The following is a 15,033-nucleotide window of genomic DNA, read 5'->3' as shown; positions in this document are numbered from 1 at the left end:
TTCGTGGAGTTCTTGCCATGTCCGAAGCGCCTGAATCGCTTCAGTCAGCTGATATTCTGCAGATTCTCGAACTCCTGCCGCATCGTTATCCATTCCTCCTCGTGGACCGCATCATCGAAATCGATGGCGACCGGTCCTGCATCGGGATCAAGAACGTCACGTTCAACGAGCCGCAGTTTGCCGGCCACTTTCCGACACGCCCGATCTTTCCGGGCGTGTTCCTGATCGAGGGGATGGCGCAAACGGCCGGCGCAATCTGCGTCGCCTCGAAGATTGCCGAGCAGGCCAAGCCGAAGCAGGTCTTCTTCATGACCATCGACAAGGTGAAGTTCCGAAAGCCTGTCGAGCCCGGTGACCGGATCGAGTATCACATGCGCAAGCTCAACAACCGCCGCAACATGTGGTGGTACAAGGGCGAGGCGAAGGTGGACGGAACGCTCGTCTGCGAAGCGGAAGTCAGCGCGATGCTGGTGATGGAATGAGCGATCCCGCAATCCATCCGACCTCCGTCGTCGAGCCGGGAGCTAAACTGGGAGCGGGTGTCACGGTCGGGCCCTTTTGCCTCGTCGGGGCAGATGCCGAGATCGGCGAGGGCTCGACGCTGCTGAGCCACGTCGTCGTAACTGGCCATACTACGATCGGACCGCGGGCCAAAATCTATCCGTTTGCCTCCATCGGCCATGCGCCCCAGGACGTAAAATATCGTGGTGAGCCATCGACTCTGTCGATCGGCGCAGATTGCACGATCCGGGAGGGCGTCACGATGAATCCCGGCACAGCCGGTGGTCTCATGAAGACCGTCGTCGGGGATTGTTGTCTCTTCCTTGCGAACTCCCACGTCGCGCATGATTGCACGATCGGCAACAACGTCATCTTCTCGAACAACGTGATGCTCGCCGGTCACTGCGAGATCGGCGACTTCGTGATCATCGGCGGCGGCGCAGGGGTCCATCAGTTCGTGCGGATCGGCCAGCACGCCTTCATCGGAGGTATGTCTGCGATCGAGAACGATGTCATTCCGTATGGAATGGCGCTCGGGAATCGTGCCCATCTCGCGGGCCTCAACATCATTGGCCTTCGGCGGCGTAGCTTCTCGCGCGAGCAGATTCACGACATCCGCCGCGCCTACCGCCTGCTCTTCGCGGACGAGGGCACACTCGCAGAGCGGGTCGAAGACGTGGCTGCCGAGTTCGCGACACACCCGACGGTCCATGAGATCCTCGATTTCATCCGCGAAGGGAAGGATCGATCGCTCTGTACCCCGCGAGATCCTGTCGGCCAGGCCTGATGCCGGCCGAGGGCTCGATCGCTGTCCTTGCCGGGTCCGGACGCCTCCCTGTCGAACTGGTCGATCATCTCGACAGGACGGGAGCGTCATTCCGGATCATGGCCCTGCGTGGCTTCACCGACCGCGTTCTGACGCGCAGGGCGGACGTTGTCGTCGATCTGCTCGACATCCGCCGCATACTCGCAGTTCTCCAGTCCTGGCGTCCTGCAACGGTGACTTTCGCGGGCGCCGTCAGCAGGCCTCGGCCCGGCGCGATTCTCGGAGCCTCGTCCTTCCTTCGGAACCGGGCAGAGATCCAGCGGGTGTTCTCGGGTGGTGATGACAAGCTGCTCCGCGGCGCCGTGAAACTCCTGGAGGAGCATGGTCAGCGTGTCGTCGGGGCCCATGAACTCGCACCTCACCTTCTTGCACATCCTGATCTGCACAGCCGCGCCATGCCGAGCCGCCAGGACGAAGAGGCCATCCGCACCGGCATTGCGCTTCTCGACGCACTATCGGAATTCGACGTGGGGCAGGGGGCTGTCGTCGAGGGGATGCGCGTGCTTGCGGTCGAGGGTCCGGAGGGAACCGATTCGATGTTGCGCAGAGTCGCTCGCCTGCGGCGCTGGCCGCTCAGCAGGCGGGGCCGCAGCGGCGTGCTGGTAAAGACATTGAAGAAGGATCAGGACATTCGCGTCGACATGCCTGTCGTCGGGCCGAGGACGGTCCGGGAAGCAACGCGTGCCGGGCTTGCGGGGATCGCATTGGGAGAAGGTGCTACCCTGATAGTCGATCAGGCCGAGATGCTGCGGCAAGCGGATCGCCAGAACATCTTCGTGGTCAGCGTCCCGATGACCAGGGAGGCGGCGGGTGGCTGAAACGGCGAGGCGCCGCATTTTCCTGGTTGCCGGCGAGGAATCGGGCGATCAACTCGGCGCCAAGCTCATGCGCGCTCTTCGCGCACGGCTCGGTTCCGATTCGATGCAGTTCGAGGGCGTCGGGGGGCACCGCATGGCGGGCGAGGGGCTCGCGAGCCTGTTTCTCCTGGACGAGATCGCGGTCATGGGGATCAGCGCCGTCGTGCCGAGAATCCCGAAGATCCTGAATCGAATCGCCTTCACGGCGGATGCGGTGCTGCGATCGAAGCCCGATGTGCTCGTGATCATCGATTCGCCGGACTTCACGCACAGGGTCGCGCGCCGGGTTCGCGCCAGCGACGCCTCGATTCCGATCATCGATTATGTCAGTCCGTCGGTGTGGGCTTGGCGGCCAGGACGCGCCAAGGCCATGCGGTCCTATGTCGACCATGTCCTGGCGCTGCTCCCGTTCGAGCCGGATGCGCATCGCCGGTTGTCTGGCCCGCCCACGACCTATGTTGGCCATCCGTTGATCGAGCGCCTGGACGACCTGCGCCCTACCCCGAGCGAGAGGCCTCGGCTCGGCGACAGCCCAGTTCGACTCCTCGTCCTGCCGGGCAGCCGCCGCTCGGAAGTCAGCCGACTGATGGAACCTTTTGGGCAGGCCCTGGCGGTGCTGAACGCGGCGGGCATATCGCTCGAGGTTACAATTCCGGCCGTCGAGCGACTTGCCGGCGAAATAGCCGGACGGGTGAAATCCTGGACCGTTCCAGTCAGCATCGTCCGCGGCGAGGAAGCCAAATGGGCCGCCTTCCGATCGGCTCAGGTTGCGCTGGCTGCATCGGGAACCGTCACGCTGGAATTGGCCCTGTCCGGCATTCCTATGGTGGTCGCCTACAAGGTCACGCCGCTCGAGTGGTTCCTTCGCTTTCTCGTCACGGTACCCTCGGTCGTGCTCGCAAATCTCGTCCTGCGCGATAACATCATTCCTGAGCTCCTACAGGAGGCGTGCACGGGGGAAAGGCTGGCCGATGCGCTTCTGCCTCTCATGCGCGATACGCCTGCCAGAAGCCGGCAAGTGGCGGCCTTCGCGCGGCTGGACGAACTGATGACAATCGGTGACGAGACGCCGAGTGGCCGGGCGGCACGCATCATCGACTCCGTCGTTACGGGAATACAATCCAGATAGAGAAGGGGGCTTGTCGCCCCCTTTCGCATCACTCCGGTGCTGATCGATCAGCCGCGTTGCGCGACCGTGAGGTAATCCCGCCGGGGGGCGCCAGTGTAGAGTTGGCGCGGCCGCCCGATACGCTGAGACGGATCCTCAATCATCTCGCTCCACTGAGCTATCCAACCGACGGTGCGCGCCAGAGCGAAGAGTACGGTGAACATCGAGGTCGGGAAGCCCATCGCCTTGAGCGTGATCCCTGAATAGAAATCGATGTTTGGGTAGAGCTTCTTCTCGATGAAGTATTCGTCCTTCAGCGCGATCTGCTCGAGTTCCATGGCTACGTCGAGGAGCGGATCGTCTCTGATGCCGAGCTCGGACAGCACCTCGTGCGTCGTGTGCTGCATGATCCGGGCGCGAGGATCATAGTTCTTGTAGACGCGATGGCCGAAGCCCATGAGACGGAAGGGATCGTTCTTGTCCTTCGCCCGCCCGATGAATTCCGGAATCCGATCGGGCGTGCCGATCTCTTCCAGCATCTTCAACGCCGCTTCATTCGCGCCGCCATGGGCAGGGCCCCAAAGGCAGGCGACACCTGCCGCGATGCAGGCAAATGGATTGGCTCCGGACGACCCGGCGAGACGTACAGTCGACGTAGATGCATTCTGCTCGTGATCGGCGTGGAGAATGAAGATGCGATCGAGGGCTCGCGAAAGGACCGGGTTGACCCTGTACTCTTCCGCCGGCACCGCAAAGCACATGCGAAGGAAGTTCGACGTGTAGTCGAGATCGTTCTTCGGATAGATGAACGGCTGGCCGATGGAGTATTTGTAAGCCATTGCCGCCAGTGTCGGCATCTTCGCGATCATACGCATCGATGCAACCATGCGCTGATGAGGATCGGAGATGTCCGTCGAGTCGTGATAGAAGGCGGAAAGCGCACCGACGCAGGCCACCATGATCGCCATGGGATGCGCATCGCGGCGGAATCCCTGGAAGAAGCGGTTCATCTGGTCGTGAACCATGGTGTGGCGCGTGACGCGGTAGTCGAAATCCGCTTTCTGCGCAGCGGTCGGGAGCTCGCCGTAAAGGAGCAAATAGCAAGTCTCCAGGAAGTCGCCGTGCTCTGCGAGCTGCTCGATCGGATAACCTCGGTACAGAAGTACGCCTTCGTCCCCGTCGATATAAGTGATCTTCGACTCGCAACTTGCCGTCGACGTAAAGCCCGGGTCGTAGGTGAACATCCCAGTTTGCCCATAGAGCTTCGAGATGTCGATGACACTTGGCCCGATCGTGCCCCGCTTGATGGACATCTCGACCGACGTTCCGTCGACGTTGAGAGTGCTGCTCTTGGAATCCATGATCCAAGCCCTTTCAGGGTGAAGCCGGATCGGAGGTTGGCCGATTCCAGGGCACTCGGCCCGTGAGCGGCGGGACCCACCAATCTCCGGCGGACGGAGATGCGGTTCGGTAGCTTATCCGTGGTGACCGTTCAAGCACGACCGGGCTGCATAACGTTAGGGCATAGATATGGCCTATCCGGCCTTTTGCACATCCGCGAGCCGCGCGAGGCACTCCTCCCGGCCGAGGACGGCCATCACATCGAAGATACCGGGAGAGGTGGAACGGCCGGTCAGCGCCGCCCGGAGAGGCTGAGCGACCTGCCCGAGCTTGACGCCGATTTTCTCGGCGTGGCTGCGGACCACGGCCTCGACCGAGGCGGCGGAAAAATCGTCCAGCGATGCAAGCTCTTCCCGAAGCCCGGCCAGGCGCGAGGCACCTTCCTTGAGGATGGCGGAGGCACGGTCATCGAATTTGAGCGGCCGAGTGGCATAGAGGTAATAGGCCGCGTCGAGCAGTTCCACGAGCGTCTTTGCACGCTCCTTCAGCCCCGGCATGGCCTGGAGCAGCTTGGCACGGAGGTAAGGGGTGAACGAGGGACCGATCCCGCGCTGCGGTCCGATCTCTGGGAGAATGACCTCGAGCGCGTGCACGAGTTCCTCGTCCGAGGAGTGGCGCATGTAATAGCCATTCAGGTTCTCGAGCTTCGCGAAATCGAACCGCGCCGGCGAGCGCCCGATGCTTTCGAGACCGAAGGTCTCCACCATCTCTACCGTGGAGAAGATCTCCTGATCGCCATGACTCCAGCCCAGGCGCACCAGATAGTTCCGCAGAGCGGCGGGGAGGTAGCCCATTGTCCGATAGGCATCGACGCCCAACGCACCGTGCCGCTTCGAGAGTTTTGCGCCGTCGGGTCCATGGATCAGCGGGATGTGGGACATGCGGGGCACGGTCCACCCGAGCGCATTGTAAATCTGCGTCTGGCGCGCCGCATTCGTGAGATGATCATCGCCCCGGATAATGTCCGTCACCCCCATGTCGTGATCGTCGACAACGACCGCTAGCATGTAGGTGGGGGTTCCGTCGGACCGGAGGAGGACGAGGTCGTCGAGGTCCTTGTTCTGCCAGACGACCCGCCCCTGGACCACGTCATCCACAACCGTTTCGCCTTCGATGGGAGCCTTCAGGCGGATGACGGGCTTCACGCCGGCCGGAGCCTCGGCAGGATCGCGATCGCGCCAGCGGCCGTCGTAGCGGAGCGGGCGCCCTTCGCGCCTGGCGGCCTCCCGCATCTCGTCGAGCTCCTGCGGGGTCGCATAGCAGTAATAGGCGCGTCCGCTCGCGAGCAGACTTTCGGCGACCTCCCGGTGACGTGCCGCCCGCGAGAACTGGAATACGACCTCGCCGTCCCAATCGAGGCCGAGCCAGGTTAACCCATCGAGAATGGCCCGGATGGCTGCATCGGTGGAACGTTCCCGGTCCGTGTCCTCGATGCGCAGCAGCATCTTCCCGCCCGTATGGCGTGCATAAAGCCAATTGAACAGCGCAGTCCTGGCTCCGCCGATATGGAGGAATCCGGTCGGCGAGGGTGCAAAACGGGTGACAACGGTCATTGTGGGGGAGGCCTGGTCAGGGGAGGGACTTGAGCCAAGGCACTTTCGGACTTAGCCAATACGGGCAGGCGCCTACCACGTGCGGACGCCTCCGTTCAAGGCGACGCGATGGCCCCGGATAACGCCGGCAGACGCCTTCGGATCCGCGCCCTCGCGAGCGTGGGATCCGATTGGGAGACCACGGGAGAGTTTCCACTCGAGTCGAGCTGGGGGCGGCTCCGGAATTGGTTGCTGCGGCAGGCCGAAAAGGAGGTACTGCAGCGGCGCCTCTTTCCCTGGCTCGCAGTGATTTTCGGGCTGGGCATCCTCCTGTTCTTCTCGGCCGATGGCAGGCCCGGGGCGTTGGTCCCGTTTACTGCGGCGGCGATCTTCGGTGCGGCAGGATTCCTCGCGAGGCGCCGTTTCGGACTCGCTCTCGTCCTGGTGGCGATTGCGGCGCTCTGTTCAGGCTTCGCCGCAGCGGCCTGGCGAACTGGGACCATCGCTACCATCGGGCTGTCCCGCGTCGTGATCACACCCGTCTCGGGATTTATCGAAGCGATCGAGGATCGACCGAGCGGAGCCCGTGTCATTCTCGATGTCACCGGCATGGACCGCATTCCGCAGACCCAACGACCGCGTCGAATCCGACTGACTCTGCGCGATGCGACAGGCTTGGTCGCCGGAGATCATATCACAGCAAACGCGCGGCTTCTGCCGCCTCCCGATCGCGCGTGGCCGGGAGGATACGACTTCGCGCGAGACGCCTATTTCCGGGGGATTGGCGCCGTCGGGTCCGCTCTCGGCGCGGTTCAGCGGTCGAGTTCTCCCGTTCCGAAGTCATGGCGTCTGGCTCTGTCAGCCTCTCTCGATCAAGCCCGCAACACGCTGACTCGTCGCATTGCCTCTGCGATCGGTGGGCCGGAGGGAGCGGTTGCGGCGGCCCTCGTCACGGGCAAGCGAGGATCGATCGAGGAGACGACGAACGAAGATCTGCGCGCCGCCGGTTTATACCACATCGTGTCGATCTCCGGCCTCCACATGGTGCTTGCCGCCGGGACAATATTCGCGCTGACAAGAGGGATCCTCGCGCTCTTTCCGGTGATCGCCCTCATGTGGCCCATCAAGAAGGTCGCTGCAATCGTCGCAATGATTGCGGCCGTCAGCTACTGCCTTTTTTCGGGCTCCGAACTCGCAACCATACGCGCCCTCGTGATGACGCTCATCATGCTCGGTGCAATCCTCGCGGATCGACCTGCCTTGTCGTTGCGCAATCTCGCCCTCGCAGCCATCGTGGTCCTCGCATTCGAGCCCGAAGCGCTGCTCGGACCGAGCTTTCAGATGTCCTATGGAGCGGTCGTGGCTTTGATTGCCGCCTCGCCCCTGCTTCAGAAAGCATCCGGCAGCATTCTAACTGAGCGGGTTCTTCTGGGTATTGCGGCTCTGTTCCTGCGCGCCGCGATCCCCCTGATCGGAACGACCTTCGTTGCGAGTCTCGCGACGGCACCATTCGCAGCCTATCACTTCCAGACCTTCAACGCTTACGGACTGATCGGAAACGCTCTCGCGCTGCCTCTCGTCTCGATCGCCGTCATGCCTGCAGCCGTTGTCGGGACGGTGCTCTATCCGTTCGGATTGGACGGCTTCGTCTGGACCATGATGGGTTGGGCGGTAGACCTCGTTCTTCAGGCTGCGAGCTTAGTAGCGGGTCTCGAAGGTTCGACCTTGTTCGTACCAGCCATGGGTGCCGGAGCAATCCTTGCCGCCTCGCTCGCGCTCCTCATGGCAACGATCCCGGTCTCGGATTTGCGTTACTTTGCCGTCGTTCCGGCCGCCGCAGCACTGGCAATCGGCGTGTCCCCGATACGGCAGGATATCTTCGTTGACCGAGACGGACTGGGGGCTGCGGTGCGAGGCCGTAGCGGGCAACTCGTCGTGCTAGGTCGTCCACCCAAATTCGTCCTGGAGCAGTGGCTTCGGGCGGATGGAGATGGCCGTGAGGCAAGCGATTCGACGCTTTACGAGGGCGTGAATTGTGATCCGGCCGGCTGCACCGTCGAGGTCCGGGGCGGGCGCAGAATCTCATTCACGACCGAACTCGCGGCATTGAAGGAGGATTGCGGCCGCGCCGATGTCGTCATCAGCCGTACCCGCGCTCCGCCCGGATGCGCGGCCAGCCTTGTCATCGATCGGCCTATGCTGCTCGCACACGGTGCGATCGTGGTTCGTCTTGAAGAGGAGGGTGCAACGATTCAGTCGTCACGCCAGCCGGAGCACATGTCGCGGAAGCCTGCAGCCGGCGAGGCCTTCACGCCGGCTGCTCGCCGAACCGTTCCTCGCGGAGGTAGGACGGTCAGTAACGACGAACGAGACTGATCAGCTTGCCCTGGATCTTCACGCGATCGGGCCCGAGAACACGCGTCTCATATGCAGGGTTCGCCGCCTCGAGCGCAATCGAGGAGCCCCGTCGGCGGAAGCGCTTGAGGGTCGCCTCCTCATCGTCGATCAGCGCGACGACGATATCGCCTGTGTTCGCGACATCCTGACGGCGGATCACTACGAGATCCCCATCGAGGATGCCGGCCTCCACCATCGAGTCGCCTCGGACCTCGAGGGCGTAATGCTCACCCTGCGCCAGAAAGTCCTGCGAGAGACTGATCGAGTGGCTGCGATTCTGGATCGCCGAAATCGGGGTGCCGGCCGCGATCCGTCCCATGACCGGAATTTCGGTGTCGCGGATTCTCTCTTCCGCCGGAGGCGAAGCAGGCGCCTTCGTCCGCGCGAGACCACCCTCCACAACGCTCGGGGTGAATCGCCTTTGCACGCCGGCCATGGCGTCCGGAAGGCGAACAACTTCGAGAGCCCGCGCACGGTTCGGCAGTCGGCGGATGAAGCCGCGTTCCTCGAGGGCCGTGATGAGGCGATGGATCCCGGACTTGGATTTCAGGTCCAGGGCGTCCTTCATCTCGTCGAAAGACGGCGGGACCCCGGTTTCGCGAAGGCGCTCGTGGATGAAGCGGAGGAGTTCGTGCTGTTTGCGCGTGAGCATTGTTCAACCTTACAGCTTCGGCGAGGCGATTCCGAAACAAACCACGAACAGAGTAAACGTTCGCGATGTGTTCTGCAAGGGCACTGTCAAGTTGCTCTTCAGCAATAGCGGTCGAACGAGATGATCCGGCACGGACTGCCGACGGAGGCCGGCGGAGCACGGGCCGGTCTCATGAGCAGTGCGTCCGAAGCGGCGAGGATCGACAGCATGGACGAATCCTGCGGCGCGAGCGGCGTCGCAATGAGGTCGTCGCCTCGGTGGAGCGTAGCCCTGAGGTAATCCTCACGATGATCATTCGCGGGCAGGGACACGCCCAGCCGCGCCGGCTCCGTCGGATCGCAGCCGGCCAGTGGATCGCCGACGAGAGCGCGGATCGCGGGAACAAGAAAGAGAATCGCGCAAACAACGGATGAGACCGGATTTCCGGGCAGACCTAGCAACAAGATGCGCCCAACCCGCCCATGAAGGAGCGGTTTGCCCGGACGGAGCGCAACGCGCCAGAAGCGCAGCTCCATACCGCGTCGCTGGAGAGCTTCCTGAACGAGGTCGTGCTCACCGACGGATGCGCCGCCCAGTGTCACCAGAATATCGACATCGGCCGCGGCTGCCATGTCGATGCGCTCCTCCAGCGCCTCCAGGCGATCGCGAGCAATTCCGAGATCGACGGGAATGCCGCCGGCTCGCGACACGATCGCAGCGACGGAGTAGGGGTTCGAGGCAACGATCTGGTCGAGTCCGGTCGGCTCCCCTGGAAGAACGAGTTCGTCCCCGGTGGCAAGAATTGCGATGCGGGGCTGCCGACGGACCGGCAAGCTCCGATGGCCCATGGCGGCGGCGAGGCCGACACGGCGCGCGTCGAGACGTTGGCCAGCATGGAGGAGGGCCTGTCCGTGCCGGAAATCGAGGCCGGTCCGCCGGATGTACCGACCCGGGCCGCCGTCATCACAGACGAGGATCGACTCGCCCGATCTCTCAGTATTCTCCTGAAGCGCTATGCGCTCCGTCCCCGGCGGGACGGGCGCACCCGTGAAAATTCTGACGGCCTCACCCGGTCCAAGCGTTCCGTCGAAGCGCCTGCCCGCGACGCTCGTGCCAATCACGCGGTAGCAGTTGGGCTGCTCTCCCGCCGAGCCGAGCGCAAAGCCGTCCATGGAGGAGGCCGGGAAGGGCGGCTGATCGCGCAGGGCATGAAGGTCGCGCGACAGGGTCCGGCCTGCGCATTCCTCAATCCGGATCTCCTCGTCCTCAACAACCCGGGCTACGGAGCTGAGGACTTGTTCGCGTGCAGCTGAGACCGGGAGCAGGGTCATGGCGCCGAGAAATCTCCCGACCGTCCGCCACTCTTGGACCGGAGCCGCACGGCTTCGATCCTCATTCCGCGGTCCACGGCCTTCACCATGTCGTAGATCGTGAGGCAGGCGACGGAAACAGCGGTGAGCGCCTCCATCTCGACGCCCGTCGGGCCGGCGACCTTCACCTCGGCCGAAACCCGCACGCCGGGGATTGCCTCGTCGAGATCGCAGGAGACTGAGACTTTCGACAGGAGGAGCGGATGGCAGAGCGGAATCAACTCATGAGTGCGCTTTGCGGCCATGATTCCGGCGAGCCGCGCGGTCCCGAGGACGTCACCTTTCTTGGAGTCGCCCTTCCTGATCAGCTGGAGCGTCTCGGGCTGCATCACGACTGTCCCCTCGGCGGATGCAATCCGGACCGTCGCCTCCTTGCCGGACACATCCACCATGTTGGCGGCGCCGGTCGCATCGAGATGGGTGAGGTGGCTCATCACGCCTCTCCCTGCAGCAGGCTGCGCGTCGCACCTGCCACATCGGCGCACCGCATGAGACTTTCGCCTACCAGAAACGTGCGGATTCCGCTCCGAGCGAGACGCTGCAGATCCGCGTGAGTGCTGATGCCGCTCTCGCCGACGATGATCCTGTCGGCCGGAACGCGTATGGCCAACTCTTCGCTCACGGCGAGAGAGACCTCGAACGTGCGGAGATTCCGATTGTTGATGCCGAGAAGCCGTGCGTCGAGCTGCAGAGCGCGATCCAACTCATCCCTGTCGTGTACCTCGACCAGAGCATCCATCCCGAGCTCGCGGGCAATCGTTATGAGCTCCCGCGCGATTGCGTCCGTGACGCTCGCCATGATGACGAGGATGCAATCCGCGCCCCAGCTGCGCGCTTCGAAGACCTGGTAAGGATCGAACAGGAAATCCTTGCGTAAGGCCGGGAGACCGGACGCCTCGCGGGCCGCGGTGAGATATTCGGGGCGCCCTTGGAAGGACGGCTCATCGGTAAGGACCGACAGACAGGCGGCACCACCGTCCGCATAGGCGCGGGCGAGGGAAGGCGGATCGAAATCGGCCCGTATAAGTCCTTTGGAAGGGCTCGCCTTCTTGATCTCGGCGATGAGCGCAAACTCGCCGGCATCGAGCTTCTGCATGATCGCAGATGCAAAGCCTCGCGCACGCGGCGCCTCGATTGCACGGCGCTCGATGACAGCAGGCGGAACGGCGGCCCGTGCAGAGGCGATCTCGCGCCGCTTATAGCTCTCGATCCGCGCAAGGACGTCGGTCATGGCGATTTACCGATTGGAGACTTCGATGAGCTGCTGGAGTGTGGCCCTAGCGGCGCCGCTGTCGATGGCGCGCGCCGCGGTTTCCACGCCCGCCGCGAGGTTCTCCGATTTCCCGGCCACGACCAGCGCGGCCCCGGCATTGAATACCGCAATGTCCCGGTAGGACGATCGTGCACCGTCCAGCACCGCACGGAGCTGCCGCGCATTGTGCTCCGGATCGGCACCTTTCAGGTCCTCGGGACGGGCTCGAGCCAAGCCGACTTCCTCCGGGCTGATCGTGAAGCGTCGGATTTCACCGTTCTCCAGCGCAACCACATGCGTCGGCCCGGTCGTGGTGATTTCATCGAGCCCATCGGATCCGTGCACCGTCCAGACCCGCTCCGACCCGAGTTCCTTGAGGACCTGTGTCAGCGGCTCGAGCCAGCTCTCCGAGAAGACGCCCAGAAGCTGACGGCGTACGCCGGCCGGGTTCGCGAGCGGTCCAAGAAGATTGAAGAGCGTTCGCGTCCCAAGCTCCACCCGGACCGGCGCGACGTGCCGCATTGAGGCGTGATGCGCCTGTGCGAACATGAAACAGACGCTGGCCTCCCGAAGGCAGAGCGCGAGGCCATTCGGATCGAGGCCGAGCCTGACGCCGAGAGCAGCAAGGACATCGGCAGCTCCGGAACGTGACGAGGCAGCCCTATTGCCGTGCTTCGCGACGGGAACTCCGCACGCGGCGACGATGATCGAGGCCAGCGTCGAGATGTTGTAGCTGCCCGAGTGGTCTCCCCCCGTACCCACGATGTCGATCGTGCCTGGCGGAGCATCGACGCGCAGCATCCGACCTCGCATGGCCGTAACGGCGCCGATGATCTCGTCGAGCGCCTCTCCCCTGACGCGGAGAGCCATGAGAAAGGCGCCCGCTTGTGCAGGCGTCACTTCTCCCGAGAGGAGAGCGTCGAAGGCGGAGCGCGCCTCCTCACGGCTCAAGGACGCGCCCGCCGCTACCTTGGCGAGGAATGGTTTGAATGTTTCCATCGGAGCTCAGTGACGCGCGAGGGAACGGGACGCGTGCCAGGCCGCGGCGAGTTCCAGGAAGTTGCGAATGATGGTTTCTCCATGTTCCGACCGGATGCTCTCCGGATGGAACTGGACGCCGTGTAGCGGAAGCCGCCGATGAGAGGCGGCCATGATGAGACCGTCCTCCGTGTCGGCCGTAACGAGAAGATCAGCTGGGCACGTCTCGCGATCGATCACGAGAGAATGGTACCGGGTGGCCTCGAAGGCGGTGTTGATCCCGCGGAAGACGAACGCGCCGCTGTGGCGGATCGTGCTCACTTTCCCGTGCATCGGGACGGGCGCTCGGACGACGGATCCGCCGAAGGCTTGGCCGATCGTCTGAAGGCCGAGGCAGACACCGAAGATTGGGATCTCGGTGCCGCACCTCTCGACCACCTCGAGGGAGATCCCGGCCTCGGTGGGCGTGCAGGGGCCGGGCGACAGGATGACCGCGTCCGGCCGAGCCTCGAGGATCGATAGCGCAGTGGTTTCGTCGTTTCGGACGACCTCGACCCTATCGACCATAGGGGCGATCAGGTGAACGAGATTCCAGGTGAAGGAGTCATAGTTATCGACGACGAGGACGCTGGACATGGCGGCGCACCGTCGCCGAGCGAGAGTTATCGGTCAAGGGAGCCTATTGTCCGAAACTCGCACGGCTCGCAAATCGAACCGCATCCTCGGCAGCCCGGAAGAGTGCCTTCGCCTTGTTTATGCATTCCGTCTGTTCGGAGGTCGGGTCCGAGTCGTGGACGATTCCGGCGCCCGCCTGCACGAACATCCGGCCGTCCTTCACTACTGCGGTGCGGAGTACGATGCAGGTGTCCATCTCGCCGTTGGCGCCGAAATAGCCGATGCACCCCGCGTAGGGTCCGCGCTTATCCTTCTCGAGTTCGTCGATGATTTCCATCGCCCGGACCTTCGGCGCTCCTGAGACCGTTCCCGCGGGAAAGCCGGCCACGAGTGCATCGAGGGCATCGCAGCCTTCCTTGAGGCGTCCCTCGACGTTCGAGACGATGTGCATGACCTGGCTATAGAACTCGAGAAAGAACGAGTCAGTCACCGTAACGGTGCCGTAGGAAGCAACGCGCCCGACGTCGTTACGGCCGAGATCGAGGAGCATGAGATGCTCGGCACGTTCCTTCTCATCGGCCAAGAGGCTTTCCGCGTGAGCGCGATCCTCCGTCGGCGTGGCCCCGCGCGGTCTCGTCCCGGCGATCGGGCGGATCGTGACGGTCCCGTCGCGGACCCGGACGAGGATTTCCGGTGACGAGCAGACGATCTGAAACTCCTCGAAATCGAGGTAGCAGAGGAAGGGGGCCGGATTGATCCGCCTCAGGGACCGATAGAGCGCAAAGGCCGGGAGCGTGAAGTCGGTCTCGAAGCGTTGCGAGAGCACTACCTGGAACACGTCGCCTGCCCGAATGTATTCCTTCGCGCGCTCGACCATGCCGCGATACTCGGCCGGGCTCGTGTTCGAGACCGGAGCCTCGAAACGGAATGCAGCGGCGTTCGTCGGCTCCTCGAAGGGCAGGGGGCGCTCGAGGGCCGCGGTTACAGCGTCGAGCCTTTCCAATGCTGCTTCATAGGCAGCCTTCGCGCCAAGACCGGCTCGGGGGCGCACCGGCGTGATCAGGGAGACCTCGTCCTTGACCGCATCGAACACGACCATCACGGTCGGCCGGATGAGCACGGCATCCGGGACTTCCAGCACATCTGGGTTAGGCGCCGGGAGCCGCTCCATCTGCCGGACCATGTCGTAGCCGAGATAGCCGAACAATCCGGCAGCCATCGGCGGAGTGTCGGGCTCGTCGGGCAGAGCGCTTTCGGCAATCAGGGCCCGGAGACTTTCCAGGGGAGGAAGCATCTCGTCACGGGGAGGTCCGTCCCCGCGCTGCAGCGATGCCTGCCCCGTGGAACACCGCCAGATCAGGTCCGGATTGAGCCCGATCATCGAGTATCTTCCCCGCACGGCACCGCCCTCGACGGACTCGAGAAGGAATGCCGGCCCTGTGGCAACCTGCCGCAGCTTCAGGAATGCAGCAACAGGTGTGAGGAGATCCCCGATGAGGGCCGTCCGTACGAGGCAGGCACGCTCATTCGAGTAGGCTTCGGCAAAATCCTCGAAGGCAGGCATG

14 protein-coding genes are annotated in these 15,033 nt (G+C 63.6%); 5 read left to right on the top strand and 9 right to left on the bottom strand.

The genetic code is table 11. The features are described from left to right. Positions 1 to 17: 17 nt before the first annotated feature. The 4 genes from fabZ to lpxB are packed head-to-tail and all read left to right on the top strand — an operon-like array spanning position 18 to position 3,313. Positions 18 to 482, top strand: coding sequence for a 3-hydroxyacyl-ACP dehydratase FabZ (fabZ, locus tag BN1233_RS19110; protein ID WP_046865200.1), 465 nt, complete (start codon positions 18 to 20; stop codon positions 480 to 482). Beyond that, positions 479 to 1,288 (top strand): acyl-ACP--UDP-N-acetylglucosamine O-acyltransferase, encoded by an 810-nt coding sequence (lpxA, locus tag BN1233_RS19105; protein WP_046865199.1) that lies wholly within the window; start codon positions 479 to 481, stop codon positions 1,286 to 1,288. Before fabZ ends, lpxA begins: the two co-directional genes overlap by 4 nt. Continuing rightward, positions 1,288 to 2,145 (top strand): LpxI family protein, encoded by an 858-nt coding sequence (locus BN1233_RS19100; protein WP_046865198.1) that lies wholly within the window; start codon positions 1,288 to 1,290, stop codon positions 2,143 to 2,145. Before lpxA ends, BN1233_RS19100 begins: the two co-directional genes overlap by 1 nt. Further along, positions 2,138 to 3,313 carry a lipid-A-disaccharide synthase gene (lpxB, locus tag BN1233_RS19095; protein WP_046865197.1) on the top strand — a complete coding sequence of 392 codons (1,176 nt, stop codon included), beginning with the start codon at positions 2,138 to 2,140 and terminating at the stop codon, positions 3,311 to 3,313. The genes BN1233_RS19100 and lpxB overlap by 8 nt, the downstream gene beginning before the upstream one ends. Before the next feature lie 47 nt (positions 3,314 to 3,360). On the opposite strand, the gene gltA is transcribed toward lpxB, so the two are convergent. Together gltA and gltX are read right to left on the bottom strand one after the other, a co-directional pair. Next, positions 3,361 to 4,653 carry a citrate synthase gene (gltA, locus tag BN1233_RS19090; protein ID WP_046865196.1) on the bottom strand — a complete coding sequence of 431 codons (1,293 nt, stop codon included), beginning with the start codon at positions 4,651 to 4,653 and terminating at the stop codon, positions 3,361 to 3,363. 174 nt (positions 4,654 to 4,827) lie between these two features. Further along, on the bottom strand, positions 4,828 to 6,246 hold the full coding sequence (gene gltX / locus BN1233_RS19085) for a glutamate--tRNA ligase (RefSeq protein WP_046865195.1): 1,419 nt from the start codon (positions 6,244 to 6,246) through the stop codon (positions 4,828 to 4,830). A gap of 108 nt (positions 6,247 to 6,354) precedes the next feature. On the opposite strand from gltX, the gene BN1233_RS19080 reads away from it, so the two are divergent. Next, the gene (locus BN1233_RS19080) at positions 6,355 to 8,601 is read left to right on the top strand and encodes a ComEC/Rec2 family competence protein (protein WP_046865194.1); all 2,247 of its coding nucleotides are present in this window, start codon (positions 6,355 to 6,357) and stop codon (positions 8,599 to 8,601) included. Here BN1233_RS19080 and lexA read toward each other — a convergent pair. The 7 genes from lexA to trpE all read right to left on the bottom strand — a co-directional run bounded on the left by lexA (position 8,579) and on the right by trpE (position 15,032). After that, positions 8,579 to 9,274 carry a transcriptional repressor LexA gene (gene lexA / locus BN1233_RS19075; RefSeq protein ID WP_046865193.1) on the bottom strand — a complete coding sequence of 232 codons (696 nt, stop codon included), beginning with the start codon at positions 9,272 to 9,274 and terminating at the stop codon, positions 8,579 to 8,581. The two genes, BN1233_RS19080 and lexA, sit on opposite strands and share 23 nt — an antisense overlap. Positions 9,275 to 9,372: 98 nt before the next feature. Next, on the bottom strand, positions 9,373 to 10,584 hold the full coding sequence (locus BN1233_RS19070; protein WP_046865192.1) for a molybdopterin molybdotransferase MoeA: 1,212 nt from the start codon (positions 10,582 to 10,584) through the stop codon (positions 9,373 to 9,375). Then, positions 10,581 to 11,057, bottom strand: a complete 477-nt coding sequence (gene moaC / locus BN1233_RS19065) for a cyclic pyranopterin monophosphate synthase MoaC (protein ID WP_046865191.1) — start codon at positions 11,055 to 11,057, stop codon at positions 10,581 to 10,583. The genes BN1233_RS19070 and moaC overlap by 4 nt, the downstream gene beginning before the upstream one ends. Continuing rightward, positions 11,057 to 11,854 (bottom strand): indole-3-glycerol phosphate synthase TrpC, encoded by a 798-nt coding sequence (trpC, locus tag BN1233_RS19060; RefSeq protein WP_046865190.1) that lies wholly within the window; start codon positions 11,852 to 11,854, stop codon positions 11,057 to 11,059. The genes moaC and trpC overlap by 1 nt, the downstream gene beginning before the upstream one ends. A 6-nt stretch (positions 11,855 to 11,860) precedes the next feature. Further along, positions 11,861 to 12,874, bottom strand: coding sequence for an anthranilate phosphoribosyltransferase (gene trpD, locus BN1233_RS19055; protein ID WP_046865189.1), 1,014 nt, complete (start codon positions 12,872 to 12,874; stop codon positions 11,861 to 11,863). A 6-nt stretch (positions 12,875 to 12,880) separates the two neighbouring features. After that, positions 12,881 to 13,489: an anthranilate synthase component II gene (locus tag BN1233_RS19050; protein WP_046865188.1), complete on the bottom strand. Its 609-nt coding sequence runs from the start codon at positions 13,487 to 13,489 to the stop codon at positions 12,881 to 12,883. A gap of 43 nt (positions 13,490 to 13,532) precedes the next feature. Then, positions 13,533 to 15,032, bottom strand: coding sequence for an anthranilate synthase component I (trpE, locus tag BN1233_RS19045; protein ID WP_046865459.1), 1,500 nt, complete (start codon positions 15,030 to 15,032; stop codon positions 13,533 to 13,535). Position 15,033: the final 1 nt, after the last annotated feature.

Source organism: Microvirga massiliensis, from assembly GCF_001006805.1.
Taxonomy (GTDB): Bacteria; Pseudomonadota; Alphaproteobacteria; order Rhizobiales; family Beijerinckiaceae; genus Microvirga; species Microvirga massiliensis.
The sequence above is the reverse complement of the archived record's forward strand: the minus strand, read 5'-3'. Positions and strand labels throughout refer to the sequence as shown.